The sequence below is a fragment of the Sorangium sp. So ce296 genome, assembly GCF_051529605.1.
Lineage (GTDB): Bacteria > Myxococcota_A > Polyangia > Polyangiales > Polyangiaceae > Sorangium > Sorangium cellulosum_D.
The window spans coordinates 522,118-548,602 of sequence record NZ_CP150325.1; the positions used below are offsets into that span (position 1 = coordinate 522,118).

The 26,485-nt window shown below is 70.3% G+C and carries 20 protein-coding genes and 1 pseudogene; 6 read left to right on the forward strand and 15 right to left on the reverse strand.

Going from position 1 to position 26,485, the window contains the following annotated elements; all coding sequences use genetic code 11:
* Window positions 1-33: 33 nt before the first annotated feature.
* From WME98_RS02070 to WME98_RS02115, 10 genes are all read right to left on the reverse strand, one after another.
* Window positions 34-813: a hypothetical protein gene (locus WME98_RS02070; RefSeq protein ID WP_437949724.1), complete on the reverse strand. Its 780-nt coding sequence runs from the start codon at window positions 811-813 to the stop codon at window positions 34-36.
* A gap of 19 nt (window positions 814-832) precedes the next feature.
* Window positions 833-1,414: an imm11 family protein gene (locus WME98_RS02075; RefSeq protein WP_437949725.1), complete on the reverse strand. Its 582-nt coding sequence runs from the start codon at window positions 1,412-1,414 to the stop codon at window positions 833-835.
* 11 nt (window positions 1,415-1,425) lie between these two features.
* Window positions 1,426-2,259, reverse strand: a complete 834-nt coding sequence (locus WME98_RS02080; protein WP_437949726.1) for an AHH domain-containing protein — start codon at window positions 2,257-2,259, stop codon at window positions 1,426-1,428.
* 5 nt (window positions 2,260-2,264) lie between these two features.
* Window positions 2,265-3,347 carry a hypothetical protein gene (locus WME98_RS02085; RefSeq protein WP_437949727.1) on the reverse strand — a complete coding sequence of 361 codons (1,083 nt, stop codon included), beginning with the start codon at window positions 3,345-3,347 and terminating at the stop codon, window positions 2,265-2,267.
* A gap of 55 nt (window positions 3,348-3,402) precedes the next feature.
* Complete coding sequence (locus tag WME98_RS02090; RefSeq protein WP_437949728.1) at window positions 3,403-3,873, reverse strand: DUF4150 domain-containing protein; 471 nt, start codon at window positions 3,871-3,873, stop codon at window positions 3,403-3,405.
* 27 nt (window positions 3,874-3,900) lie between these two features.
* Window positions 3,901-4,965: a DUF2169 family type VI secretion system accessory protein gene (locus WME98_RS02095; protein ID WP_437949729.1), complete on the reverse strand. Its 1,065-nt coding sequence runs from the start codon at window positions 4,963-4,965 to the stop codon at window positions 3,901-3,903.
* 121 nt (window positions 4,966-5,086) lie between these two features.
* The gene (locus WME98_RS02100; RefSeq protein WP_437949730.1) at window positions 5,087-6,331 is read right to left on the reverse strand and encodes a TIGR02270 family protein; all 1,245 of its coding nucleotides are present in this window, start codon (window positions 6,329-6,331) and stop codon (window positions 5,087-5,089) included.
* Window positions 6,328-6,822: a DUF6484 domain-containing protein gene (locus tag WME98_RS02105; RefSeq protein ID WP_437953949.1), complete on the reverse strand. Its 495-nt coding sequence runs from the start codon at window positions 6,820-6,822 to the stop codon at window positions 6,328-6,330. Before WME98_RS02105 ends, WME98_RS02100 begins: the two co-directional genes overlap by 4 nt.
* A 214-nt stretch (window positions 6,823-7,036) precedes the next feature.
* A complete protein-coding gene (locus WME98_RS02110) occupies window positions 7,037-9,175 on the reverse strand; it encodes a type VI secretion system Vgr family protein (RefSeq protein ID WP_437949731.1) in 2,139 nt (712 codons plus the stop codon).
* Between the two features lie 213 nt (window positions 9,176-9,388).
* Window positions 9,389-11,125 (reverse strand): DUF2169 domain-containing protein, encoded by a 1,737-nt coding sequence (locus WME98_RS02115; RefSeq protein ID WP_437949732.1) that lies wholly within the window; start codon window positions 11,123-11,125, stop codon window positions 9,389-9,391.
* Window positions 11,126-11,505: 380 nt separating this feature from the next.
* Between WME98_RS02115 and WME98_RS02120 the strand changes: the two genes are divergently transcribed.
* Together WME98_RS02120 and WME98_RS02125 are read left to right on the forward strand one after the other, a co-directional pair.
* Window positions 11,506-13,455 carry a glycoside hydrolase family 43 protein gene (locus WME98_RS02120; RefSeq protein ID WP_437949733.1) on the forward strand — a complete coding sequence of 650 codons (1,950 nt, stop codon included), beginning with the start codon at window positions 11,506-11,508 and terminating at the stop codon, window positions 13,453-13,455.
* Window positions 13,456-13,600: 145 nt separating this feature from the next.
* Window positions 13,601-15,652, forward strand: coding sequence for a B12-binding domain-containing radical SAM protein (locus WME98_RS02125; protein WP_437949734.1), 2,052 nt, complete (start codon window positions 13,601-13,603; stop codon window positions 15,650-15,652).
* Between the two features lie 386 nt (window positions 15,653-16,038).
* Here WME98_RS02125 and WME98_RS02130 read toward each other — a convergent pair.
* Window positions 16,039-16,239, reverse strand: a pseudogene (locus WME98_RS02130) (transposase); the annotation flags it as partial.
* Between the two features lie 1,175 nt (window positions 16,240-17,414).
* On the opposite strand from WME98_RS02130, the gene WME98_RS02135 reads away from it, so the two are divergent.
* The 4 genes from WME98_RS02135 (at window position 17,415) to WME98_RS02150 (ending at window position 23,167) form a co-directional block, all read left to right on the forward strand.
* Complete coding sequence (locus WME98_RS02135; protein WP_437949735.1) at window positions 17,415-18,935, forward strand: hypothetical protein; 1,521 nt, start codon at window positions 17,415-17,417, stop codon at window positions 18,933-18,935.
* 797 nt (window positions 18,936-19,732) lie between these two features.
* Window positions 19,733-21,733 (forward strand): hypothetical protein, encoded by a 2,001-nt coding sequence (locus tag WME98_RS02140; protein WP_437949736.1) that lies wholly within the window; start codon window positions 19,733-19,735, stop codon window positions 21,731-21,733.
* Window positions 21,734-21,749: 16 nt separating this feature from the next.
* Window positions 21,750-21,980: a hypothetical protein gene (locus tag WME98_RS02145; protein WP_437949737.1), complete on the forward strand. Its 231-nt coding sequence runs from the start codon at window positions 21,750-21,752 to the stop codon at window positions 21,978-21,980.
* Window positions 21,981-22,345: 365 nt separating this feature from the next.
* Complete coding sequence (locus WME98_RS02150; protein WP_437949738.1) at window positions 22,346-23,167, forward strand: IS630 family transposase; 822 nt, start codon at window positions 22,346-22,348, stop codon at window positions 23,165-23,167.
* A 74-nt stretch (window positions 23,168-23,241) separates the two neighbouring features.
* Here the strand turns inward: WME98_RS02150 and WME98_RS02155 are convergent, their stop codons facing one another.
* From WME98_RS02155 to WME98_RS02170, 4 genes are all read right to left on the reverse strand, one after another.
* Window positions 23,242-23,604 (reverse strand): VOC family protein, encoded by a 363-nt coding sequence (locus WME98_RS02155; protein ID WP_437949739.1) that lies wholly within the window; start codon window positions 23,602-23,604, stop codon window positions 23,242-23,244.
* 375 nt (window positions 23,605-23,979) lie between these two features.
* On the reverse strand, window positions 23,980-24,405 hold the full coding sequence (locus WME98_RS02160; protein WP_437949740.1) for a type II toxin-antitoxin system VapC family toxin: 426 nt from the start codon (window positions 24,403-24,405) through the stop codon (window positions 23,980-23,982).
* Window positions 24,386-24,652 carry a hypothetical protein gene (locus WME98_RS02165; RefSeq protein WP_437949741.1) on the reverse strand — a complete coding sequence of 89 codons (267 nt, stop codon included), beginning with the start codon at window positions 24,650-24,652 and terminating at the stop codon, window positions 24,386-24,388. The genes WME98_RS02160 and WME98_RS02165 overlap by 20 nt, the downstream gene beginning before the upstream one ends.
* A 165-nt stretch (window positions 24,653-24,817) precedes the next feature.
* Complete coding sequence (locus tag WME98_RS02170; protein WP_061626597.1) at window positions 24,818-26,125, reverse strand: DUF362 domain-containing protein; 1,308 nt, start codon at window positions 26,123-26,125, stop codon at window positions 24,818-24,820.
* Window positions 26,126-26,485 lie beyond the last annotated feature (360 nt).

Consider the following 26,485-nt stretch of genomic DNA (forward strand, 5'->3'; position numbering starts at 1 on the left):
GCCACGTCGCGCCCCTGAGCTGGACGACGCCGCTCACGTCGGTGCCTCCTCCACGAACCGCCACGCGTCTGGCTCGTACGGGATCGGGGCTGCCTGGTAGGTGATGTCCGGCACATGCCTATACGTCTCGCCGATCTTCATGTTCTTGATCGACGCTAGGCGTAGCAGGGCCAGCCCCTCGCTCGAGAAATACCGGAGCCATGACCACGCCTCCTCCGGCATGGCGCCACGCGCGATCGCCTGCTCCACGAGATCTGCCCGCCGATCCAGGAGAGCGCGCAGGAAGACGTCGAACCGCGCGGCGTCCCCGGCGAGGAGCGCCGCGCAGAGATCCACCCGCGTACGATCCGCGCCCTGCAGGGCGGCCTCGCACCTCGCCAGGATCGCTTCGCACTCGGCAGCGCTCGCCCCCAGAAAGAAGTGCTTCATCAGGAGCTGGACATAGAGGAAGTCCTCTACGTATTCCCGGTCAGGGTCCGGGCTCATCCGGCTGTGGCTGGCGATGTCCGCCGCGCAGGACCAGGCGCCCGCCCCGATGGCGTCGAAGAAGGGCTTGGCCTGACTGGTGATCTTCACTGCCTCGGGCACGCTCCTCAAGTGATGCGCGAAGGCCGCGCCGCTCTTCATCAGATCCTGTTGGAAACCCCGGACCGTCCCGCCGAGGAGCAGCGTGCAGACTGCGCGCTGCCGGAAAGCTCCGCAGAGCCGTTGCACGTCGCTCCAACCCAGGCTCCCCGAGGCCAGCAGCGGGACCCACCTGGCGATTCGGGTGCCGGCGTTGTCGATGTATGCGTCGAGGTATGCAGAGCTCAAGACGTACTCTCCTCGATCCTCATCCCATCGCGAGCTCGCGAAACACGAAGTTGGTGAAGCCGGCTGCGCGTATAGCGTCGACTAGATCGCCGCTGAACAGATACCTACTGGGGACCTCCCTGATACGGAAGAGGTCCGGGGCGCCGACCAGCTTGGCCGGATCGAGCACCATCTTCGGGACGTCGAGGACGTCGCCACTGCGCGCCCGCCGCACGACCGACAGCGCCATGTTCATGCAGTCCACCGCCCCGACTGGGTTCAGGAAGACATAGTCGCTGCTCTTCTCGCGCTTGCGATGATCGCGCAGCACGAAGGGCACGACCTCCAGATCGTCACATCGGTAGCGCTTGACGAGATCGCTCACGTCGCGGTGCACGGCGAGGAATCTTCCGGTGTTGCCCAGGAACGAGGAGAGCTTGATTCCTTGGTAGTCAGCCCCGAAGGCCCAGGTCAGCGTGACGTCGCCTTCGACCATCTCGCGCAGCGGCTCTCCCAAGGCGAGCCTATAGGTCGACGCGCCGATCCCCTCGGGATCGGCGCTCATGAAGCAAAATTCACCCTGTCCCCGGTCGGCCAGCGTATCGAGCAAGAACCGCTTCATCGATCCCCCTCCTAAAAGTCGAGGCTCTGGAAGACGGACGAAGGCAGCTCGTCTACCGATCCAGGATCGACGCCCGCCTCCTTCGCGCTGATCGCAACCGTGATGAACTCGATGTACATGACGTCGGAGATCAGCTCGAGCGCATCCTTGAGATTGCCAGGCTTCGGGCTGTCGTGCTTGCGATTGTTCGCCACCTGCTCCGCGATCCGCTGGTACGGTCTCAGCGCCGCGGTCACACGATCCTTGATCTGCGCGCTGTATCCGGGGTGGCTTCCGCAGTGGGTTGGGAGACCGATCTTCCTCGCTTCACGCCCCCGAACGGGGAGGATGATCATGTTATCCATGTGGTTGATGTTGTACTTCTCGCCGAGGAGCCCCTTACCGATCGTCTCGGCGACGCTCGGCGCCGGCTTCGAGACCTCGAGGATGCTCTCCCGGAGCGCCGCGGTCGGGAGGATGTGATGAACCTGATTCGGGTATGGAGCGAACCCGTTGGTGAAGTTCTTGGCGAGGATCTTCTGCTTCTCGATGTCCTTGCCTTTCTTCGTCTTGTAGGTCTTCTTCGCGTACGTGGCCTCCACCACGCCCGCGCGGCCCTGCGTCACGGCTTGCACGGATGCCCAGCCATAACCCGAGCCGTCGAGGTGGCACTTCGGGTTCGGATGCGAGTCGTAGACATCCTTGCCTGGCTCCAGCTTCGCCTTTGCCAGCCCTTGCCAGCGGTAGGAGCAGCTGTCCTTCTCCTGGTAAAATCCGCTGTGCCCCCGGAGGCACGCGCCACCTTCGTAACTCGCCACGGAGCTATGCAGCTTCTCGAACTTCTCGTAGAATTCATGCTTCGACATGGTGTTCACCCACGAACGACGATGGCGCCGACGTCACCGTCCTCGGAGCTCGACAGGATGAGGATGTCGCGCCCGCTGTTGTAGCCGCGCAGGCTCGCCCGCGCGGCGCAGACCAGCGCCAGCGCGCCGCTCGCTGCGCCGGTCTCGCCCACCGAGGCCGCGGGGGTCATGAGACGGTAGCGGCCGAGGTGCGCCGGCTGGAGGCGCCCGAGCGCGAGCGCGAACTGGCGTGCTCGCCAGGGCTCTCCATTGAGATCGACGACGAGGTCACCCGCGAACGGAAGCTCCGCCCCCGCGCGGCCCAGGGCCGACGCTGCGACGTCGGCCAGCGCGCGCGCCTGACTCACGTCGTCGATCTCTTCGGCGATCGCGCCGCTCCAGCACGCCCCGGCGATCGTCACGCCCCGTCCCGCCACGCTCGCGCCGGCGTTCTTGCGGCGCTCGATCAGGATGGCGGCCGCGGCTTCCCCCGGGGTGAAACCGACCGGCCGCTCCCGTCCCTTCAGTCGCCCCGACGACGCGGCCCAGTCGAGCGACACGGCGTCGAGCCAGGAGTCCGCCGCGATGAGGAGTATCCGCTCCAGGGGGTGCGGCATCAGGCGCGAAACGTCGGCAATCACCTGGGCGACGCCCGCGTGCCCTGCCGGGATCACCGAGGCCCGCGAGGCAGGGATCGCCCCTCCCAGGCTGCTCAGGAGCGGCTCGACGTAAGACCGGGCGATGCGATCCGGATGGCACTGCTCCACATAGGCGAAGCGCTCTGAATCGAGCGCTGGCGTGACCAGCGCCACCACGGTGCGGCTCCAGGCCGAGGCGTCGTCGAGCACAGGTAGGTTTCCGGACCGGACGAGATCGAGGACCGCCCGCGCCGCCATCCGTGTCCAGCGCCCCACGCCGGAGAAGCCGTCCGAGACCCCCTCCACGGCGTGGCCGGTCAGCGGAAGCGACTCGTGGGTCTCCGGGTCGAGCACCTCGAAGTGAGCCAGCGGGGTCGTCCGTGACAACCCCGCGCGGATCGCCGCCGCGCCCGTCACCGCGTCGTGTCCGACGGAGCAGATGAGACCGACCGAGGTGATTGCCAGATCCACGCGGCCCCTCCATCGTCGGGCGATCAGTCGCCTCTTCGTGCGCTGGAGCGCGTCCTCATATCTTCTCTTCGCAGACCGCGCACAGCCGCTCCGGCGCCTGTCCCGGCATCTCGATCACCACCACTGGCCCCTGCATCACGGGGAATGGTGGCGTGTTCTTGTCGTTGTGCAGCATCAGATCAAACGCCCGCGCCACGCCCTTCCCCTCGAACTTCACGTCAAACGAGTAATTGACGAACTCCGCCTTCCCCTTCGTCTTGTTCGACGCCACCCCCCCGCCGGCCGTTCCGGCCTCGTCGCCCACGCTGGTGCTGAAGTTGGAGTCCGCCACGCAGACCGGGTTGCCGTCACACTTCACCTTCTTCGTTCCCTTCGCGGCGTCGCTCGCCTGTGCGATGTTCGGGTACGGGATCGGGATCGGCCCGCCCGGGCTCGGGGTCTTGCAGACGTCGGGGAAGCACGGGGTCACACCGCCGCTGTCCTTGTGGATCACCGACATCATGTTCACGCCCACCGTCACGCTCATCGCCGTCTCCCTCGCGTCGGCCGCCTGTCAGGCCCGCCACTGAGCCGCCCACGGCGCCGCCGACCGCGCGGGTGCCGCCAGCTCCTCGATCACCACCGCCCGCACGTCGTGCGGCCCGTCTCGCAACGCCACATGTCCCCGGTACTGCATCACCACCCGATCCTCGTCGGTATCGACGATCACGGTGTCGAGCTTCAGCTCGATCTCCGCATCCTCCCGGCTGGCCAGCGATGCCCGGCACCGCGGCGGCCGCAGGCCCGGCAGCCGGAAAGACAGCTTTCCGTGCCGCGAGGCGCCCTCCACCCAGACCTGCTCGTCTCCGCGCAGGTACCCCGGCGCCACGAGGCCAGGTGACGCGGCATTGAAGAACCGCCTGTCGAAATCGCGTGGCAGGAGCGGCATCCGCGCCTTGGACCAGGCGTCGTCATACGTCCCCGCGAACGACGCGCGCGGCTGCCAGTTCGGCGAAACGAATCCGACGCCGGCGGGCGTGACCACCTGGCCCCAGCGGAGTACGGGATCGGCGGGGTCCTCCAGGTTGGGGAGCTGCACGCCTTCCTCGAATCGGCCGGGAGGAGCGCGAAACCCGACACCGACCGGGTTCCGGGACTCGAACGAGTGCTTCGACGGATCGGGATCGCTGCGGTCCCAGCCCCCGAAGGCGCGCTCGTAGGTGAGCGGCATCCGGTCGAAGGGGAGCGCGCGCGTGGCAGCGATGGCGCTGGCGCTGCGCACCCAGAAACGATCGCCGACGACGCGGACGGCCTTGCCCACGGGGCCGACGCGGAAGACGACCTGGGTCTCGGTGGTGTGGCGAGCGTACGCGTGGCCGAGCAAGACGACGTCGGTGGCGGGCTTGACGAAGGCGAAGGCGGGCTCGACGCGGTAGCTCGATGTCTCGGCGTCCTTGCCCCACAGCACGCCGCAGAGGTTCACGGGGGCCTGCTCGCCGGCTGGAGAGAGGCCACGCCCGGGCGCGAAGGTGAAGGTGGCCTGCACCAGGGGAACCAGCAGGGGACGGCCGTCCTCGTCGGCGAGGAACAGCAGCTCCAGCGCGAAGACGGTCCGGTTCTCGACGGCGGGGTGGGACATGTCGCGCTATGAGGAGGATTTCAGAGTTGCGTGGAGACCGCAAGACGCGGAGCGACGGACGGCCATATGTCTCCGCTCGGCACCTTTGATGTCGAGCGACGAGCGAACGCCTTGAGTCATTTCAAAGCTCCCTGCCCCGCCCCCACGCCGGTCCCCTCACCTCCACCACCCCCCGCCGCGCCCCCCGCAGCGCCAGCTCCACCGCCGCCGCCGCCCTCGCCGGCTGGCTCCCCCGCTTCAGCACCTCCTCGAGCCACGCCACCTCCATCGGCCTCCCCAGGAGGTACCGCGTCCCCCGCTTCAGCTCCTTCCCCCGGCTCCCCCACCACGCCGCGATCTTCTCCCGGTCCGGCCACGGCAAGCTCTCGTCCGGATCCATCGCGACGTCCTCGTCCTCCGGATCGTCGCTCGGCCCGCTCTGAAACCCCGCCGGCCTCTCCCCCCGCAGCTTCGCCTCCTCGAGCCCCACGCCGGTGATCATCATGAACGCCCCGCCCGCCATCCGCGCGAGCTCCGGCGTCCCCATGCACTCGAGGATCCACGGCATCAGCGCCGGATCCCCCAGCGCCGCCGCCCCCGCGAGCGCCGCGCGCGCCCCCCGCGGCGCCCCGGCGATCGCGCGCAGCCACGTCGACGCCAGCGCCGGCTCCATCCGCCGCATCGCCATCGCGCACGCCCGCTCCGCGAACCGCCCGCCGGCGTCCGCGACGGCCCCGAGCGCCCGCAGCGCCGCCGTATCGCCGAGCACCGCCCCAGACCACGCCGCCGCGAAGCGGCACGCCTCGTCCTCGCTGCCCAGCGCGCCCCGCACCTCGTCCAGCAGATCCGCCCGACCGAGCTCGCCCACCGCGCGCAGCGCCCTGGCCCTGAGGCGCAGATCGCTCGACACCACCGCGTATCCCAGCGCCGCCCCGGGATCCTGCCGCTGCACCGCGCACGCCGCGATCCCGATCGCATAGAGCTCCGGCCCGACCCGGTGCGACAAAAGCCCCGGTAGGATCGCCCGCACCTTCGAGAACGACACCCAGCCCAGCGCCGACACAAGCGCCCGCGCGAGCGCCGGCACGGCCCCGCCCACGTCGAGCACCTCGGCGATGCCCTTCAGATCCCGCCGCTCGACCGCGAGCACCATCGGCGCAAACACGCTCCCCGGCTCCTCCTCGTCGACGGCCGCCCGGCAGATCTCCCACCCCGCGTCGCCCGCGAGCCGGAGGCCGTCGACGTGCGCCTCCAGGCGCTCGTCGAGCTCACCCAGGCTCTCGAGATCATACAGCGGGTCCAGCACCGCCGCGTCCCGGTACGACCACAGGAACGCCGCCTCGGAGGCGTGCTGCTCGAAGACTTCGGCTTCTATCGTCGAGATCAATTGATCTGCACCGAGCCGCCCTGGATCCGGTTCACCCCGGAGGACCGCGTGAGCAAATACGCGCCGCGAATCAGGATCTTGCCAGCCCGCGTCAGCGTGATGCTGGCCTTGCCGCACTGGAGCACGATCTCCTTCTCCGCGGTGAGCACCAGCCGCTCGCCATCCGCCGTCGCCGTCGCGCCGTCGCGCCTCGCCGCGCCCGCGCCCGCGCCCGCGCCGTCCCCCGCCGCGTGCATCCGCCCCATCACCACCGGCCTGTCGCGCCGCCCCCCCTCGAACAGCAGCGCGACCTCCCGCCCCTCGTCCTCCGGCCCGAGCGCCGTCATCGACCGCGCGAGGACGCCCCCACCCGCGCCGCCCCCCAGGACCGCCGCCTCGACGAGCGGATCACCGTTCTGCCCGAACCCCACGATCCGCCCCACCACGACCCCGTCGATCGGCCCGGCCTTCGCGGCCTCCGCCGCGACGCGCTCCTCGTGCGCCGCGACCACGAGCTCGAGCAGCCCCTCCGCGCCCTCGAGCGCGTCCGCCTCGCCCGCCGCCTCGTCCACCCCCGCCTCGCCAGAGGCCGCCGCCTCGCCGCCCTCCTCCTCGATCAGGATCACCTCGCCGCCCTGCTCCGCCGCCGGCGCCCGCCCATCGTCCCTCATCGCCCTGCTCCTCCGCTCCCGCTCGCCTCGAAGCGCCCGCGATCCCCTGCCCGCCTCAGTTCACCCCGACGTTGCTCCCCTTGATCTTCACGTTCCCCGAGGCCTCGACGTTCACCGCCCCCTCGCTCTTCACGTCGAGCTTCTTCCCCTCCACCCGGACCGGGCCCTCGCCCTTCACCGTGATCTTCTTCCCCTGCACGGTGACGTTGCCGTTCTTCTCGATCGTGATCGTGGCGTCCCCGCACTGGATCGCGAGCTTCTCGCCGATGATCATCGTCTTCTTCTCCTTCACCTCCTCCTTCGCGCTCTTCCCGATGGTCACCGTCATGTCCTTGCCCACCGTCAAGGTGTAGCCCTCGTCCACGCTCGTCGACTTGCCCTTGGAGACGCTCTCCGAGCTCGAGCCCCCCACGGACTCGCTCTTGTTCTCGCCGATCGACGCGCTCTGGCTCTTGCCCACGTCGATCGACTGGCTCCCCGAGACCGACTCCGTGTGATCCCCGCCCACGCTCACGGCCCTGTCGCCCCCGACCGAGAGGGTCTCGTCCTCGCCGATCGTCTCGGTGTGGGTCTTCGCGACGTCGATGCTCTTGTGGCCGCCGATCTCCTCGCTCTGATCGTTCCCCACCACCTTGCTCCGGTCGTGGGCGACCTCGAGCATCTCGTCGTTCCCGATCCACTGCTTCTTGTCGTGCTCGATCGCGATGTTCCAGTCCTTCTGGCCGTGCAGGAAGATCTCCTCCGAGCCCTTCTTGTCCTCGAACCGGAGCTCGTTGAACCCGCCGCCCCCCGTCGAGCTGTTCGACTTGATGGTGCTCTTCGTCTTCTCCGCAGGGAGCGCGTACGGCGGCACGTTGGTGCCGTGATAGACGCTCCCCACCACGAGCGGCCGGTCCGGATCGCCCTCGAGGAAATCGACCACCACCTCGTGGCCAATCCGCGGCAGAAACACCGCGCCCCACGCGGCGCCGGCCCAGATCTGGCTCACGCGGATCCAGCACGAGCTCTGGGCGTCCTTCTTGCCCTCCCGGTCCCAGTGGAACTGGACCTTGATGCGGCCATGCTCGTCCGTATAGACCTCCTCGCCAGGAGGACCGACCACGATCGCCGTCTGGATCCCCTTGATCGTCGGCCACGGCGTCACCGACGGCGGACGGTAAGGGACGTCGGAAGGGATGACCTGAAACCGGTTCCCGTACGCCGGGACGTCGCTGTCGGTGACGGCGTCCACCGCCGGCTCGTGGCCGTGATGGTACACGGAGACGAGCAGATACTCGCGGTTGAAGGCGTCGCGGCCGTGCTCGGCGAGCGTGAAGGTCTGACCCGGGACGAAGCGCGGGCAGACGCTCTCGCCGCTGCCCGTCCTGCGCGAGGTCTGGAGCTGCTCGAGCCGGATCTTCGCGAGGCTCGAGCCCGCGCCGGGCGCGTCGTAGTCGCCCGGATAATCGTAGACCTCGAGGTCGTCGTCCGCGTCCGCCTGGGCGTTGCTCTCGAGCGACAGGCCGGGCTTCTTGAAGTTGTAGTCGCGCAGCGTCACCTTCCCCGACCGCACCCGCTCGACGTACCGGAAACGAGAGACGTGCTCGCCCTGGAACAGCGCGCCGAGCTGCGGCCGGAACACGACCGCGCTCTCTCCCGCGATCGGCCCGTGCGCAGAGGGGCTGTCGGCGAACACGAGCACGTGGCCGCCCTCGTCGTGCTCGAAGTAGTAACAGATGCCCTCCTCCTCGAGCAGCCGCGACACGAAGGCGAAGTCGCTCTCCCGGTACTGCACGCAGTACTCCCGCGCGCGGTAAACCCCGCTCAGCAAGAAGCGGTAGCCCTCGCTCGGGATCCCGGCCGCGCGAAGCACCTTCTCGATGATCTCCGGGGCGGTGAGCGCCTGGAAGATCCGGCTGTTCCGGCGGTGCTTGAGGCGCGCGACGTCGGGCACGATCGTGGCGTGATAGGCCGTGAGCCGCTTCCCCTCCTCGCCCTGCTCGAAGCTCGCGACCACGCCATGGACGAACCGGGGCTGCTCGCCGATCTGGAAGGTGAGCAGCGCCGCCTTGCCCACGACGTCCGTGAACGCGATGTCCTTCTCCGGCGAGGCGACGAGGACATCGAAGTGAAAGAGCTCGGAGATGCCCTCGCGCCCCTCGAACCGCGTCACACGGAGCTCGTGCTCCAGTCCGTCGACCTGAAACAAGTGCATGGACTCTCCCTTGAGCAGACGTGAGCCGAGCGGATGCGCGGACGGACCGCGGGCAGCATTCAGCCGGATGCCATCCTACGTGCGACGCCCGCTCGACCGCAATGGACGACGGCCCTCGATGCCGGCGAGATGCCGGCGAGATGCTGGAAAGATCCCGGGCGCGCCGGTCGAGCCGCGCGCCGGGACGGCGCCGCCGCGCCATTTCCGGTCTCGCTAGATGGACGCCAGATCGGCGTCGGCCATCGCCGCGAGGAACTGCGCGCCGAGCCCCTCCGGCCGGCCGCGCGCATCGCCGATGCCGGGCGGCTGCGCGGGGGGCGGCGCCGCCTGGGCGTGCGCAACGGCGGGAGGCGCCGGCGCGAGCCGCGCGGGCGGGGCCGGAGGCGCGCTCGAGGGGGCGGGGCGGCGCGCGGGCGCGGCAGCGGCGGCGGCCGGCGCTCGCCCGGCGTCGAACGGCGTCGCCGCGAAGGCGATGGCCTTCGCCGCCTCCTCGGCGCTGAGCGCGCTCGTCTCCCCGAGCGGCTCGCGGGCGCCGTGCCGCGCGGGCGAGGACGCCGCCGCGCGCGGGGCGGCGGCCGGCTGCGACGCCGCCGGCGCGGCGGGGCGAGGCGCAGCCGCGCGCGCAGGCTCGGAGGGCGCGCGGCGCGCCCCGAACGGCGTCGCGGCGGAGGCGGCCGCCCTGGCCACCTCCGCGAGGCTGAGCTGGCTGGTCCCCCCGAGCACGGCGGTCTCGCCGGGCGGCGCGGTCTCGCCACGAGGCGCAGCCTCACCACGAGGCGCGCTCTCCCCGCGCGGAGCAGCCCCCGCGACCGGGGCCGTCTCCGCCGGCGCGTCGCTCTCGCGCGCGCGCGGCGCAGGCACCTCGGAGCGATGCGCGGCAGCAGCACCGGGCGCAGCCGGCGGCGCGGCGCTCGAGCGCGCCGCGCGGGCCGGCGCGCGCCACGGGTCGAACGGCGTCACCGGGGCCGCGACCACCCTGGCCGCCTCCTCGAGGCTCAGGTGGCTCGTGCCCTCCAGCGCGCCGCCCCTGTCGCCTCGCTGCGACGCCGCCGCAGGCGGCGCGGCGCCCGCGGCGGACGCGCCGCCGGCGCCGAACGGATCGGCCCACGCCACCGGCTGCCCCGGGAGCTCCACGCCCGCGAGCACGCGCAGCGACGCGAGCTCCGCGGCCTCCACGGGCAGATGGCCACGCCACACGACGGAGCAGCAGCGCCGATCCACATCGACGTGCACGGTGTCGGCGCGGAGCGCGATCGGCTCTCCAGCCCGCGGCGCCGCGCCCTGCCTCCGGTAGAGCCGCGCGGCGCCGCGCGCCTCCGGCAGCTGCGTCCGGAGCTTCGGCCGCTGCGCGATCATGCCGCCGAGCACGATCCACTCGTCGCCGCGCAGCGCGCCGAGGCGCTGATCGGCCGGCGCCGCCTGGAAGTAGCTCGCGTCGAGCCCCTCGGGGATGTCGAGCCAGAGGCCCGCGAGGCGGCGCGCGTCGACGCCGCCGAGCAGCCGGCTGCGCGGCGGCGACGCGCGCGAGAGCGGCCCCATGCCTTCGATGCGAACGTGGGAGCGACCCGCGCCGACGCGCGCCGAGCCGTCGAGCTGCGCTTGCTTGTCGATGCGGACCTGGCCGCCCTGCACCGCCGTGAGCCGGACCATGACCTCCGGCGACGAGAAGCCTGGCGGCAGCTCTGCGTGGCCGGTCACCACGACGTCACACTGCGCGCGGTACGGCGCGAGGTCGCCCGCGGTGCGAAGCCCGCGGCCCGACGGATCCGGCTGCTCGTCCGGCGCGATCGGCTCCGGCTTCGCGAGGGACATGCGCCCCTCGGGGACGAGCGCGAACGTCGCCTTCACGACGACGGTGACATGGAGCTGGCCGCGCAGGAGCCAGGCGACCGTCGCCGCCTCGGCAGGACCGAGGGGGGTGATCGCGACGTGCTGCGTGGAGGGGCTCATCGAAGCTCGACGCAGCATGCCTCACGATCCCCCCGGGCATCCAGTGACGAGTCGCGCCCCGGCCCGGGTCGTTCGCGAGGCGATCGGCGGCTGCTCGGGCCGCCAGCCGACCCCGACCCAGGCTCGAGCGTATTCATAGGTTTTCCTCATGCGGAGGGTTCAGTACTCTCCGGGCGACCTTGGGTCGTTGCTGGCGAGTCCCGAGGCTCGCCGAGGTTCTTGACGTGGTCGGGTCCAGCCTGACCAGCGAGGTGTTCTTCATGAAGAGCTTGTCTGCGATCGGTGCCCCTCCTGGAAGCGAATGGAGGCGCGGGGACGCGCTGGTTGGTCGTGAGAGCGAGCCGAGTCAGGCCCGGTCGTCCGGGGTCTCTGGCAAGCTGGTGTCCGTCGATGGAGGCCCACGGCTGGCGGGGCGCTCCCATCGGCGCGTTGCGCGCGTCACCTTCGTTCTGCTGGCGCTCCTCGCGAGCGCGTGCTCCAGCGAGGACGCACCCCCGGGTACGAGCGGCGATCAAGGCCCCGGATCGGGCAGCGGCGGCGCCGGCGGCGATGGCGGCACCGGCCCCGGCTCGGGCACCGGCGGCGACGGCGGCACCGGCGGCGACGGCGGCACCGGGGGCGACGGCGGTACCGGCGGCACCGGTGGCGACGGCGGTACCGGCGGCGACGGCGGCGCCGACCCGGATACCTCGATGCCCCCCAGCAAGAACCCGCAGTTCAGCTGGTTCGAGTACGAGGGCAAGGACCCGGTCTATCAGGAGTCCACCGCGGGGGAAGGCGAGTACTCGAACCCGATCCTGACAGGGTTCTACCCTGATCCCAGCCTCTGCCGGGTCGGGGAGGACTACTACCTCGTCAACTCGTCGTTCTCCTACTTCCCCGGCGTCCCCATCTTCCACAGCCGCGATCTCGTCCACTGGACGCAGCTCGGGCACGTGCTCGACCGCCCCTCGCAGCTCGACCTCGAAAGCCAGGCGATCTCCGAGGGCATCTTCGCGCCGTCGATCCGGCACCACGACGGCGTGTTCTACATGGTCACCACGCTCGTCGGCGGCGGCGGCAACTTCTTCGTGACCGCCACCGATCCGGCGGGGCCGTGGTCGGACCCCACCTGGCTCAACAGCGTCGACGGGATCGACCCCTCCTTCTTCTTCGACGACAACGGCAAGGCCTATGTCGTCAACAACGGCCCGCCGGCTGGCGCGTCGCTCTACGACGGCCACCGAGCGCTCTGGATCCAGGAGTTCGATGTGGCGACGCAGAAGATGGTCGGCCCGCGCTCGGTGATCGTCGACGGCGGCGTCGACATCTCGAAGAAGCCGATCTGGATCGAGGGCCCCCACATCTTCAAGGTGGATGGAACCTACTACCTGATCGCCGCCGAGGGCGGCACAGGCGATCAGCACTCCGAGGTGGTGTTCCGCAGCGCGTCGGCGACCGGCCCGTACGAGCCCTACACGGGCAATCCGATCCTCACGCAACGCCACCTCGATCGCAACCGGCCTTTCCCGGTGACCTCGACCGGCCACGCCGACTTCGTTCAGCTGCCGAACGGCGACTGGTGGTCCGTCTTTCTGGGCACCCGGCCCTACGAGGGCGATCTCTACAACACGGGCCGCGAGACGTTCCTGATGCCCGTCCGGTGGGTCGACGGCTGGCCGGTCATCACGGCGGGCACGGAGACGGTGCCCTACGTGCACGACGCCCCAGCCCTGCCGCCGCAGCCGGCGCCGGCCACCCCGACCAGCGGCAACTTCACGTACCGGGATGAGTTCGACGGCGACGAGCTCGCCCCGGCCTGGAACTTCATCCGCACGCCCGTCGAGCAATGGCACGATCTCACCGCCTCGCCCGGGTGGCTGACCTTGAAGGCGCGCGCGGCCCACCTCGGGCGGCGCGAGCAACCGTCGTTCGTCGGCCGGCGGCAGCAGCACGGCTGGGCCTCCGCCTCCACGGCCATGAAGTACCTGCCGGAAGCGCCCGGGGACGCGGCGGGGCTCGTCGCGTTCCAGAACGACGACTTCTATTACTTCCTCGGCGTCACGCTGGCGGACGGCAAGCCGGTCGTCCAGCTGGAGAAGAAGGCCGGGAGCACCGCGAACGGCGAACCCCAGGTGATCGCCTCGGCGCCGCTCGATCTCTCCGCAGGCACGCCCATCCACCTCAAGATCGAGGCGCAGGGCGCCGCCTACAGCTTCTCCTACGCGCGTGAGCCCGGCGCGTGGGTCAGCCTCCTGGAAGAGGTCGACGGGAAGATCCTGAGCACGCAGCAGGCCGGCGGCTTCGTCGGGACCTACATCGGCCTCTACGCCTACACGGAGCAGCCGTGAGGGGAGCGGAAGTGCTCCCTGGCGCGCCTGCCTGAAGGGGTCGCGCGGCGCCGGCGGCCTCCGAGGGAGCCGCCGCCGGCCTCGACGGCATCGCGGTCGACCGGCCCGGACGCTCCTCCGGGCCTGTGCTAGACCGCCGCCCCGCATGCGCATCGCGCTCGTCTATCCGCCGACCTGCGACCCCACGGCGCCGTACCTCGCGGTGCCGATGCTGACCGGCTTCCTCCGCGCGAACGGCGTCGAGGTGCTGCCCGTCGACGCGAACGTCGAGGCGTTCGACGCCCTCCTCACCCAGGACCGCATGGCGGGGCTCCTCGACCGGCTCGAGGCGCGCCTCGGCGAGCTCGACCGGCGCGCGGCGCTCCCGCACGCCGAGCAGCTCGAGTACCTGGCCCTCGCCCGCGCGCGCGGCGACGCGCACGCCGTCCCGGGCGCGGTCGAGGGCGCCAAGGCCGCGCTCCGCTCCGCCGATACTTTCTACGACCCGGACGCCTACGCCCGCGCGGTCGCGACGATCGAGGCGGCGCTCGGCGTCGTGTCGGCCACGCACCACCCGCTCAAGCTCGACTTCACGGCGTACCGGACGCCGTTCGGCCTGATGTCGATGGACGAGATCGCCCGGTCGAGCCGCCCGGAGCACGATCCGTTCGACGCCTGGGTGCAGCAGGTCCTCGTGCCCCGGCTCCGCGACGCGCGCGCCGACATCGTGGGTCTCTCCGTGTGCTTCCCCGGCCAGCTCCAGCCCGCGTACGCGTTCGCGCGCAAGATCAAGGAGGCGCTGCCGGGCGTGCACGTCACGTGCGGCGGCCCCGGCGTCACGCAGCTGCTCCTCCGGCTCTCGGGCGAGCGGCTCGCGCGCGCCCTCGGCCCGTTCGACTCGGCGTGCCTCTTCGAGGGCGAGCACACCCTGCTCGCGCTCGCGCGCGCCCTCGACGAGGGCCGGCCGCTGCGCGACGTGCCGAACGTCGTGGCGCGCGACCGGCTGATGGGCGCGCGCTGGACGCCCGGCCACGGCATGGAGGACCTGAAGGCGCTCCCGGCGCCCGACTTCGACGGGCTCCCGGTCGGGGCGTACCTTGCGCCGACGCTGGTGCTCCCGTACGACCCGACGCGGGGCTGCTACTGGGGCAAGTGCACGTTCTGCCATTACGGGCTCGCGGAGGTCGGCACCGCGGCGTACCGCGAGCGCGCCGTCGAGACGATCGTGGCGCACCTCGGGGCGCTCGCCGCGCGGCACGGCACCCGCCACTTCTACCTGTCGCAGGACTCGGTCGCGCCGAAGACGCTCGTGAAGATGGCGCAGGCGATCCTCGACGCCGGCCTCGACGTGCGGTGGGCGACCGACCTCAAGCCGGAGAAGTACCTCACGCAGGAGCGCGCGGACGTGCTGCGCCGCGCGGGCGCCGTCGCGTGCGCGCTCGGCGTCGAGTCGGCGTCGCCGCGGGTCCTCGGCCTCATCGACAAGGGCGCGCCGGTCGAGGTCGTCTCCGACGTCATCGATCACCTCGCGTCCGCGGGCGTGGCCGCCGAGGCGATGTGCTTCACGGACTTCCCCACCGAGACGCACGCCGAGGCGGTCGAGACGCTCGATTTCCTGCGCGAGCGGCGGGAGGCGCTCGCGGTGTACATCGTCGGCGAGTTCGGGCTGACGCACGGCTCGCTGGTCGCGCAGGCGCCGGAGCGGTTCGGCATCGACGAGGTGTTCGAGCTGGAGGGCGACGAGCTCGGGCTCGGCCTGTTCTTCGTCCCGCGGGAGCCGTGGAAGACCGACGCCGAGCGCGCCGACGTCGACGAGCGGCTCGCCGACCTGTCGCGCGGCTGGACGCTGCGCAGCTATCCGTGGGCCGGCGCGGTGTCGACGGCGCACACGATCCTCCAGTACGACCGCTTCGGGCCGGGCGTCTTCCGGGAGCGCGCGGCGCGGCGCGCCGAGGGCGGCGTGCCCGGCGCGACGGCCCTCGAGCGCGGGCTGCGCTTCGATCCGCGCGCGGCCGAGCAGGCGGAGGCGCGCGAGGCGGAGATCTGGGCGACGCTCGTCCACGAGGAGCGGCGCGTGGGGCGCGACGCGTACGAGCGGCTCGCGCGCTCGCTGCCGCCGCTCCGGCCGAAGCCGGTGCGCGTCAGGTTCGTCGCGGGCGCCGCGCCGGCCGTGACGTCGGGGCGGCGGCCGTCGCACGCGGCCAGCGCGGCGCGCTGAGGGAGCTTCGTCGTGACGCCGGGCCTGTCCGCGTCCCGGACAGTGCTCGTCGAGATCGTCGACGCGTGGGTGAACGTAGCGCATCCACGCGCAGCAGAAGCCGAAGTCGTTGGGCACATATCATGGCCGTAACACACGGGCACGGCAATCCAAGCTGGACGCGGGACGAGGTGATCCTCGCACTAGAAATCCATGAGGCCAAAGTTAAGATTTTTGGGAAGGCGAGCCTAGCGACCGAATGAGGTCGACGAGGAGGGGTTCGCTTTCATCGCGTTCGTTGGCGGCTCATTCGGAGCGTTGGGCGCGCCAGCAGTGAGGAGCCACACGAGGATAAACGGTTCGCCCGACATCGCCGCCGAGGAAGGCGACTTCACCAGCTCTGAATGCTCACGCTCCGGCGTGGTCAACGCTCCCGGCGGGCCGTGGTCCGCGTCAGCGTCCGCGCGCTTGATCCAGTCGCGCATCGCCGTCTCGGTCAGGTCGAGGTCCTTCGCTACCTGGCCAATGCTCCGGTCGCCCGCCTTAGCCAACCGTACCGCCTCCGCCTTGAACTCGGGCGTGAACGCCCTCCTCTTTCTCCGTCCCATCCCTGCCCCCTGGGTGCCTCCGGGGGTGTCCACGGAAGCGGGGAAGAATCAGACGGCGCCGGCGATGTCCAACGTCCAGCACAGAGGGCGTATTGGATGGGGACGCTTGAACTTCAAATCGGTGACCGCCTGGCGGTCGCACGCGCCGGTCAAGCGGCGGCGCGCCGTCTGCGCTCATTAGGGCACCACCCCTGCAGGTCGCTGCCGCCTGGTCTCGCCCACCCCGCTGCCGCTCATTAGGGCACCACCCCTGCAGGTCGCTGCCGCCTGGTCTCGCCCACCCCGCTGCCGACCTGCAGGTCGCTGCCGCCTGGTCTCGCCCAGCCCCCTGCCGACCTGCAGGTCGCTGCCGCCTGGTCTCGCCCAGCCCCCTGCCGACCTGCAGGTCGCTGCCGCCTGGTCTCGCCCACCCCGCTGCCGACCTGCAGGTCGCTGCCGCCTGGTCTCGCCCACCCCCCTGCCGACCTGCAGATCGCTGCCGCCTGGTCTCGCCCCGGTGGCACCGGAGGCGCGAGCAAGCTTGGGCCGAACGTCGAGCCCGCCGCTCGCATCGGCTCACGATTTCGTGATCCCGGCGCCCGCCTCCGAACATAGCTGCAGCAGACCATGATCAGCGCGACCTTGGCCGACCACCCTGCGCGCGCGGAGGCGGCGCGCGACGCGGCCACGACGGCGCACGCGGAGCGCGCCGAGCAGGGCGCGCCGCCGCCCTCCGCGGAGCGCTACCGCGCGCTGGTCCCTCATCGCCCGGCCTCACGACCGGGCAAGAGAACATAGGATCTACCAATGCACAGGCGAGGGCACCTGCTGAATTTGTGTCACGCCGCTCAGCTGTCTTCCTGGCTCAGGTTGGTTTGCTCTCCAGGCGTCGTGGAGCTTCACCGGATGTGGCTCCGAGGAGCCCTTGCAGGGTCCGGTTGGAGCCGACCATCCCCTCGCCGCCAGCGAGCCCGTCGCCGAGGAGAGGAGGGGCTGCCCATCGGCGAGCTCCAGCGGATCGCGACCATTGCGACACAAGGCGGCACAATCTGTCAATTGTGAAAGTCGTTGCCATGGCGCGTGGGAGCACGAGTATCAAGTGTGACCGTGGCTATTGCGCAGAAAATCGAGTGGCACGTCTGTTGCGGAGCGGCCACGCACTGGAGTGGCTACGCATTCCAAGGAGGCGATCGATCATGGGAAGACAATTGAATTCGCTCGACCAATGGATCTTGAGCGCCGGCATCCTCGCCGGCCTGTGGCTGACGGCTGGGTGCCAGATCGATATCAAGGGGTCGCCAGGCGCAGAAGCGGCAGGCGGCGCGGGCGGTCAGGGCGGCGCGGGCGGTCAGGGCGGCGCGGGCGGTCAGGGCGGCGCGGCGGTGACGTGCGATTCGCGGCCGGGCAACCACGACGACGCCTGTCCTGCGGACGCGCCATGCGCGATCACGCTCGACGTGGAGGTGACCTGCACCGAGTCCAATTTTGCGTTCGGCGGAGTGATGGCCGCGCCGGCGGCGGGCGCGACGTACCTCGTGGCGCTCGGCAACGACCCGACGCGGCTGTTCGAGCTCGACAAGGAGGGGGCGACGCAACGCGATCTCGACATGGAGGCCATTTACATGCACGTGGCGCTCTCGCCGGATGGAGAGGCGTACGCCGCAGCGGATGAGACGCAGGCCAGCCCAGGCGCCTATCCCGGCGGTCTCGTGTTCCTGCCGCTCGCCGGCGGCGCGACCGAGGAGCAGCCGGTGTTCGACCCCGAGGACAAGGCCGTGCCGGTGTACGGCTTCGCGATGGATTCCCGGGGCGAGCCGCACATCTGGTTCGCTGCGGACGGGCCCGACCGCTTCGTCCACGCGACGCGCGCGCCGAGCGGCACCTGGGACCTCGTGCCGGCGAGCCGGCCGAGCCGCAGCGACTGGACCCATTTCGGCCTCGCGCCGGACGGCGCGCCGCTGGCCTTTGGGTTCGCCGAGGCGGATTCGTTGAGCTGGCAGCTCAAGGTGCTCGATGGCACCACGGAGCGGAGCCTCGGCGCTCCGGTCGCCGGATATTGGCCGCTCGACTACGGCGTCATCGCGCCGCCGCAGCCCGCCGGGGAAGCGATGGTTCCGCGCGCCGCCGCGGTCGTGCAGCACCCCGACGGGCTGCGGCTGGCGAGCGCCGCCGAGGGCGCCGGCTTCGACGAGATCGCGATCCCCGGAACCGCGACACCGACGTTCGAATGTTCGCGCGGCTTGGTGCCCGCGGACTCCAGCGAGCCCACCGGCGGCTGCCCGGCCGAATGCCACGACGTGACCTCGGGGCTCGGGTGGTCGGCCTTCTCGGCCGCGCGCACGAGCGATGGCGACGTATGGATCGCGGTCGTGATCAGCCATATCGACTGGACGATCGACTACGAGGTGCGGAACATCAACGGATCGTTCGTGTGCGCCGGCGACGTCACGGTGGACGAAAGCCGGGGCGAGCTGCGCCTCGTGCGCGTGCCGTCGGCCGGAGGCTCCCCGGAGGTCACGCTGGTGGTGCCGCTCCCCGCGCTCGGGAACAACGGCTACATCGAATCGAGCCGGGATCAGCCGCTCGTCCACGCTTCCGCGTTCGGCGCGGAGCTCACCGTCGCGGTGCGCACGCAGGCGTCTCCCATGGGGCCCTACACGGCGCGCGCCCTGCGCATCGACACCTCGCTCCTTGCCCCTGTCGCGCCAGGCGACTGAGACGCGCGCCGCCCCCTCTGCCATCCTCGCCCGCGGGCTGTGCGTGGTCCCATGCAGCATCCGGTTGACCGGACGGAGGTGGGGCTCGTTGCGGCGCTCGTCCGATAGCTCCACGCCGTACGCTTGCGCCCAGTGCTGGTTCAGCAGCAGGCCCTGCTCGACCCGGACGAGCGAGGGTACGTCGCGCGGCAGCTCGTCGAGCCGTGGCGCATGGGCGCCGGCGGACGTAATCGCCGCGGGGCGCGTGTAGAAATCGAGGATTTCCTGGGCTGCCTTCATCGTCCGTCATCCACGAGCGGTGTTGTTCCGGGGGGTGCTTTCGTCGGCCCGGAGGGGCTTGTCATGAAGGCGGTGAATCGGGAAGCTCGTGAGGCGCGAGAACGCGAACACGCAACGAGATCCGTTGCCACGCGTTCGTCAGCAGCCGCCCTCTCCGGAGAGCCGGGAGGGCGTCCAGCGCGTCACCGCGAGCTCATTCGAGGAAGCTGCGGACGGTCCGGCGTGCTCGGGTCCTCGTCGCGCTGCGTGATCAAGCACAGCAGGGAAACGACGCGGTCGGGGGCTGTTTCGGTGATCGACGATCGCGGGGGCCGACATTCACCAGTCAACAGTCGGGCGGCCGCGCCTCGTGCGCCCTGACATGCGCCGAGCGCGGCGGTTCCTCTCGAGACGATTGTGCCTCGCGCGCATGGAGAACAATTTCATGAGACCGTCACATCTTGCTCTGACAAAAGCGCTTTGCATCGCGGCAGCGGCCCTCGCCTCCTCGGCCAATCCACGCAGGGAGACTCGAATCCATGATGAAGCGCGCTGAACACCCGCACCCGTCCACGCGCCCGCGCGCCCTCCGATACGTGCTGCCCGGTCTGCTCGCCGCGGCGCTCTCCGCGTGCGCCGCGCCCGCGCCACCCCCGGCGGCCGCAGAGGCCGCGACCGGATCGAACGCGCCCGCCGCTGCGTCATCCAGCGATGCGGCCGCGCCCGGTGCGGCCGCGTCATCTGGCGGCGCGGCCGCCCAAGTGGCGCCGAGTGACCCGTACGCCCAGAGCGCGAAGCACGAGGACGACCCATGGACTGAGGAGCCCGTATCCTTCGACCCGGCGACCCTCCCGCTCCCAGCGCCCCCTGCGGGGCTGTCCCCACCGCCTCTGGAATGCTCGGCCCTGGTGCGCAGGACGCCGTCGGCGGACGCCGGCGCGCCCGCCTGCGCGACGCGACAGAAGACGCTCGCCGCCCTCGCCGCCGCGCTCTCCGCGCCGAGCGCGTCCGAGCGCAGCGCGAAGCTCGCGGCGCTCGAGGGGTGCGCCGGCCTGCCCGCCGGCGTCGTGCGGGCGCTGCGCGCGGAGCTCGCGCCTCCGGCCTGCGCCGAAGCGCTGGTTGTGCCGATGCTCGCCGCACCTCCGCAGGGGATGAGCCGCGCGATTTACCTGACCCTCTATGGCCATGCGCTCGCATCCAGGGTATCCCGCGTGGCGCCCCATTTGCCGCCGCTCGACCTCAGAGCGAGCCCCACCCGAGAGGACGTGACGCGCCTCGCGCAGACCCTGACGCCGGAGTGGGAGGCGCAAAAGGCCCTTCTGGACGAGCTCGGGGCACAGGTGCTCTCGATGCCGGCTTCCTACGGCCGCACCATCGCTGCGTCTGCGCTGGCGGAAGTGTCGCTAACGACGGTTGACGACGTGGTGATGTGGGTGGCCGGCCCATCGAGGAAAATCGGCAGGGCTGAGATGGGTCTCTTCAATGCCTATTCCCTCGGCCGGCGTGCCTTGTATAAACCGCTGGTGGACCAGGCCGTCCATGCCTACCTGGTAAGCTTCCGCGACTTCGCTGCGCTCGGCGTGCTCGACGACTATCGCGCCAACCGGGGCGGGATATTCATGCGCAAAACGCAGCCCTACTGCCTGATGAGCATCTTTTTCGACACCTCCTCGGCATTGATGCCGTATCCGCCGCTCCGGAAGGCCGCCCCCCCGTCGCCCCCGCGGAGGGTCGCGCCCGATGGGACGTTCCCGCGGAGGAGCTGGCCCGCCGGGGCGCTGTCCCCGCCGTTCGGGTGGATATCTTCCCTGGCGTTGAACACCATGCCTCCCGAGCTTGCCCTGAAGCTACCACCGCCCCCGCCTGCGTCACCGGGCTCCACCAACGAGCGGCTCGCCGGCTTGCTGCCGACGTTCTATGCGGGGCTGCTGCTCGAGCCGTCGCTCGCCCGCCAGCCTGCGTTCTTGCGGGCGCTGATGGACAAAGGGCTTCCGGCGCCGCACCGCGCGGCCCTCGAGGCGGCCGATCTGCCGGCCGACGTGGTGTGGCTCCACGCGCAAGCGCGGTTGCTGCTGGGGCTGCAGTGGATGCGCGCGTCGGACATCGAGCGCGCGATCTCGCTCGCCAGCTCGCTGCCACGATCGCACAAGGTGGATCTCTTCCTCGCGACGGCGACCGCGCTTCGACACGCCCCGGACTACCCGAAGGCGTGGACGCCGAAGGCGTGGGTGCACGATCCACGCCCTCTCCCCGCGGGGTTCGGCGACACAAGGGCGCTCGCGGCCATCGTCGAGGCGGTTCCCAAGGCGCCCTACGCGGGCGAGGCCCTCTACAACCTCGCGCTCGTGAAAGAAGCCGTCTCGTCGATGGACATCCGCGAGTCCCCTGCCTTCAAGCAGGAGCAGTCCAAGCGTTACCGCGACGCGGCCACGCTGCTGCCGGACCCGTGGCGGCAGAAGGCGTTGGAGCGCGCATACAACGCGGAGCGCTTCGTCAAGCCCACCCCAAGGAAAAGGAAAGAAAAGGGGATTTTATTTTAGAAACCGGATCGACCAGGTGGATGGCGCGATCTCCATGCTGCCGGGACATCTTGAAGCGAACGGTCGCACTGAGACGTGGATTTCCGATCGGACCGGGCACAAGTCGAGCCGTCAGATCCACCGCTACAAACGCGCCGCGCGCAAGGTCGCTGAGCTCGGCCTGGGCGACTTCGCCCCCCTGGATGAGGCACTGAGCTTTCCAGCCACCGCTCCTCTCCGACCGGAAAATCCCTGGCGGGATTTCTGACCCGTGATGCTAGTGGACTGTTCGATAAGTTTTTTAACATATTCCCCGGGGTGGCGTAAGCTTCGGCATGCGAGGACGACCACCCAGGAAGATCGAGCTGTCGCAGGAGGATCGGGCGTACCTGGAGCGGCTGGTGCGCGATGGACGGACCGAGCAACGCGTGGCTCGCCGAGCTCGGGTGCTCTTGGCCATGGCAGACCCGGCGACGGTCGTGGAGGAACTGGCGACGCACGTGGAGCAGAGGCGCGAGAGCATCTGGCACCTCTGCCGTCGGTACGAAAAGGTGGGGGTTCGGGCGGTCGAGGACGCCCCTCGCGAGGGTCGGCCCCGGGCTTTTTCCCCCTCTGCAACGCGTCGGCCTCGAGATGCTCGCCTGTTGTGAGCCCGCAGGGCTCGGGCTGCACATGACGCACTGGTCGACGCGCAGCCTGGCGAAGGTGGCGGCTGAGCGTGGGCTGGTGCCGAAGATCGCGCACTCGACCGTCTCGCTGATCCTGCGTACCGCCGATCTGCAACCCCACCGTTCGCGGTACTGGAAGACGCCCACGATCGATGCCGACTTCGAGAGGAGGGTGACGCGCATCCTGTGGTGCTACGAAAGAGCCTCGGATCTAGCCGCGCGCGGCGAGCTTGTACTTTGCTTCGACGAGAAGCCGAACATCCAGGTGCTCGAACGCCGGCGACCGACGCGCCCCGCGAGGCCCGGCCAGGCCGAGCACCAGGAGTTCGAGTACATCCGGCACGGGACGGTGAACTTCGCCGCGGTCCTCGATGTGCACACGGGCAAGATGCGCGGATGGTGCCCCAACCGGAACGATAGCGAGCACCTGCGCGCGATCCTGCCCGAGTTACTCCACGAGTGCTGCGATGCGCGACGCGTGCACCTGATCTGGGACGGAGCCCCGTCCCACGTCGCACAGGAGACCACCACCCTGCTGCGTACCCTCTACCCGCACGTCCGCGTCCTCGTGACGCCGGCGCACGCCTCGTGGCTCAACCAGGCTGAGTTGCTGCTCCGCGCGTTCAGCGAGCGCTACCTGAAGCGCGGCAGCTGGAACAGCCGCCAGCAGCTCGTCGAGCACCTGGACGCGAGCTGGCGAGAGTACGACCAGCTCTACGCTCACCCGTTCAGGTGGTCCTGGACGCGGCAGAAAATGCACCGCTGGGTTGAGCGGCATGCCGCGTGATTATGTTAAAAAACTTATCGAACAGTCCACTAGGCCAGCTGTCGGATCCCGTGGAGCCGGTGCGCTTCGCGCCGTCAGCGGCGGTGGCTCACCTCGACGAGCACGCCGCCCGGCGCCCGCGTGTAGAACGCCGGCCCGCCGCGGACATCCCGCAGCGGCGACACGTTCTCCGCGTTCGCCTCCCTCATCCGGTCATACGCCTCCTGGACCGCCGCCTCGCTGTCGAGCAGGAAGCCCACGTGGAACTGGGCCGGATAGCTGGTCGGGTCCCCGGCGCGCAGCCGGCTGATCACGAGCGTGAAGCCGGCCTCGTCCTGCAGGATGGCGAGCGCGTCGCGCCCCTTCTCCCGCTGGCATCGGAAGCCGAAGAACCGCTCGAAGAACTCGCTGGTCTCTCGGACGTCGGGTACGCACAGGTCAAGGTGGTTGAGATGCATGTCGGGTCCTTTCAGGGGGTTGAAAGGTCGGGACCCACCATGCGCGACCCGTCCGGCGCCGGCGTGTGCCGGCGCGCGTTCCCGCAGGATGCTGGTGATGGATGTGCTCGCCCATGGATGCCCCGACCAGGCGCAGCGCAGACTGCGTCCTGCTCGTCGTGGGTCCTGGCGCTGGTGCGTCGGACAGAGCTCCCTCGCGGAAGCGACCGGGCTCACCGAACCGGTCCGCCTTTTTCGACGCCCTTAGGAAAGCGCAGGGTGGCAGGTGCGTCAAGCCGGACGTACGGAACAAGGCGGGTCAGGGAGCTCGCGGGTGACGCTCGGGCCCGAACGCCGGGGCGGTCGCCGTCATCTGCGCCTGAGCCTGAGATGGGCTCACGTCGGCTCCCGCCAGTTCTCCAGAACCAGGGGGTAACCGGCGGATTGAACGCGGCGGTAATCCGACGTGTTGCCGGTCACGAGCGGCATCCCGTGATGAATCGCGGTCGCGGCGATCATCGTATCCGGTACGCCGATCGGCGTGCCGGTCCTCTGCAGATCGGCCAGGATGCGGCCAGCGAGCTCGGCCGCAGTCGCGTCCAGGAGCAACACCTCGCTCCGATGCGCCATCTCCAGGAACCGCCTCGTCTTCTCCTCTGCCTGCCGAAGCGAGTAGCCAGCCACGACCTCCATGACAGAGATCACGGAGAACGTGAAGCGGCCATGGAAGCCGATGTACGAGCGCGCGCGCGCCACGACAGCCGGGCTCTTGGCCTTGGTGATCTCGGACAGGATATCCGTGTCAAGGAGCGCCTTTCTCACCCGCTCCCTCCACGTCGCGCAACCTGGAGGAGCGACGATTCTCCCGGACGACCTCCATCATCGCGTCGACCGCCTCGGGGTCGTCGGCGAAGAGCCCGAGCAGGGACGGCGCTGCCTCTGCCTCGCGTGATAGATCCTCGCTTGCGGAGCCATCCGCGAGCTCATGGACCACGCGTTCGATGAGCCGGAGCCGCTCCTGGACCGGCAGGCCCTGGATCTCTTGGAAAATTCGCTCTACGTCGGTCATCGGTCGACCTCCTGCTCAAGCCCGCCGAGGCCCAGCGTAGCGCGACGCCGGTCTGTGCAGGCCGGTCCAGTGGTGCGCAGAGAGGCCCGCCTGGCGGCTGGCGAGCGGGCGCCCGTCAGCGCCCGCAGCCTCTCCCGGTGCGTGGAGGTGGACTCCCCCCGGCACCTACACCGCCGCCGCCCCGCCCCCGCCGGCCGCCTGCGCGCGCGCCCGCTTGCGGACCTGGATCTCCGGCGACTCCGCCACCGCCATCCCCACGAGGCGCATGCCCTCGAGGAAGTGCCGCACCCCGGTGCGGACCAGATCCGGGCTCGCCGACCCGACGTCGGGGTAGCCTTGCCCCTCCGCGTCGGGCTGCACCTTGCCCCAGTTCGCGAACAGCCGCCCCCACGGGCTCTCCAGCACGGGCGCCATCTTCTCCTTCGCGTACCGCGGGTACCAGAACATGTCGTGGTACGTGACCGACGCCACGTAGGCCCACGGCGCGAGCCAGGTCTTGAGCGACCACTCCACCGGCTTCTTCAGCGGCCCCCAGTAGATGCGGTGCTGGTTGCGCGAGGCGAACGTCATCTCCTTGAACGGCCCGTCGAAGTTCCAGTTCTCGTTCGCCGCGTCCAGGTCGCCCACGAGCTCGATGTCGCGCACGTCGCCCGTCCCGAGGCCGAGATCGTGCGCGAGGCGCACGAACTTGCAGTCGCGCATCGGGTCGAACCCCATCAGCTTCGCCGCCACCGCGTCGATCGCCACCTGGTCCGCCGACGCGAGCAGCACGTTCTTCACGTGCGGCACCATACAGCGCGGCCCGGGGCCGTCGCCCGCGAAGGTGCCGTCCATCACCGCGAAGACCCCGCGGTGGATCTTCTTCTGGATCATCAGGAGGTCCACGAGCGTCTCGTGGATCACCGGGTGCGTCCAGTGCCGGTGCTCGTTCAGCAGGCCGCCGAACGCGTTCTTCATCGCGCCCGTGGTCGTCGTGAAGATGTGCGTCTTCACCGTGGGCAGGTGGATGATGTTCTCCCCGATGAAGCGCTTCGGGATCGAGAACCCCTTCGGGTACACGTCGTTCAGACAGAGGAACTTCTTCCGGAGATCCCCGACCGCGTCCCCGATCGGGATCCACTCCTCCCCCTCGTAGAGGTGGACGTTGCGCAGGCCTTGCGCCTGCACCACGTCGATCTGCTTGTTCTCGCGCTCGCCGAGGTGGGCGTCGATCACGACCGTGCGGTTGTGGCACGCGTGGATCAGGTCCTTCGAGTACCCGTCCTTCGTCATCGCCCGGATGACGCCCTCCAGCTGCCAGGGCGTCGTGGACGAGCTCGGGTAGAAGAAGTGCCAGGAAATGTTCACCTTGAGCGCCGTGTCGGCGTCCTTGGCGACCACATCCTGGTAACCGGCCAGGTTCATCAGCCGGTGGTAGTCCGAGAGCACCGTCGCAGGGGACGTGCGGATCACAGCAACCTTGGATTTCGGCATGGCCGGGTCGTTATAGCTCGTCCCGAGTCGCCCGATCCGGGAAGTTGTGGGGCGTCCCCGTGGAGCCTCCGTGCAGCGCGGCCGGCGCCGAGCAGCGCGGGCGCGAGCAGCGCGGCGCGGCGCGCGCCCCGGATCTGCGCCCGCACAGGTGTCACGGTCGGGGCATCATGCCCCACGGCAGAGGCAGCCGCGCGGGCCCCAGGACGGAAGCGGCGGCGCCGAGCTCGGCGCCGCGCCGCCGCGCCCGCACAGAACCCCGGGAAACACGCCTCGGACCGGTCGCTGCCGCCCATCGGCACGGGGGCTGCAATCAACCTCAAACAGAATCACGTTGAGGTCGTCCCCACGAACACAACGGGT

Excerpts from the sequence above, each read along its gene's own strand:
- WME98_RS02140 (WP_437949736.1), top strand. The coding sequence starts at position 19,733 with ATGATGAAGCGCGCTGAACACCCGCACCCGTCCACGCGCCCGCGCGCC.
- WME98_RS02135 (WP_437949735.1), top strand. The coding sequence starts at position 17,415 with ATGGGAAGACAATTGAATTCGCTCGACCAATGGATCTTGAGCGCCGGC.
- WME98_RS02110 (WP_437949731.1), bottom strand. The coding sequence starts at position 9,175 with ATGCACTTGTTTCAGGTCGACGGACTGGAGCACGAGCTCCGTGTGACG.
- WME98_RS02075 (WP_437949725.1), bottom strand. The coding sequence starts at position 1,414 with ATGAAGCGGTTCTTGCTCGATACGCTGGCCGACCGGGGACAGGGTGAA.
- WME98_RS02170 (WP_061626597.1), bottom strand. The coding sequence starts at position 26,125 with ATGCCGAAATCCAAGGTTGCTGTGATCCGCACGTCCCCTGCGACGGTG.
- WME98_RS02155 (WP_437949739.1), bottom strand. The coding sequence starts at position 23,604 with ATGCATCTCAACCACCTTGACCTGTGCGTACCCGACGTCCGAGAGACC.
- WME98_RS02090 (WP_437949728.1), bottom strand. The coding sequence starts at position 3,873 with ATGAGCGTGACGGTGGGCGTGAACATGATGTCGGTGATCCACAAGGAC.
- WME98_RS02095 (WP_437949729.1), bottom strand. The coding sequence starts at position 4,965 with ATGTCCCACCCCGCCGTCGAGAACCGGACCGTCTTCGCGCTGGAGCTG.
- WME98_RS02165 (WP_437949741.1), bottom strand. The coding sequence starts at position 24,652 with ATGACCGACGTAGAGCGAATTTTCCAAGAGATCCAGGGCCTGCCGGTC.
- WME98_RS02150 (WP_437949738.1), top strand. The coding sequence starts at position 22,346 with ATGCTCGCCTGTTGTGAGCCCGCAGGGCTCGGGCTGCACATGACGCAC.
- WME98_RS02125 (WP_437949734.1), top strand. The coding sequence starts at position 13,601 with ATGCGCATCGCGCTCGTCTATCCGCCGACCTGCGACCCCACGGCGCCG.
- WME98_RS02115 (WP_437949732.1), bottom strand. The coding sequence starts at position 11,125 with ATGAGCCCCTCCACGCAGCACGTCGCGATCACCCCCCTCGGTCCTGCC.
- WME98_RS02080 (WP_437949726.1), bottom strand. The coding sequence starts at position 2,259 with ATGTCGAAGCATGAATTCTACGAGAAGTTCGAGAAGCTGCATAGCTCC.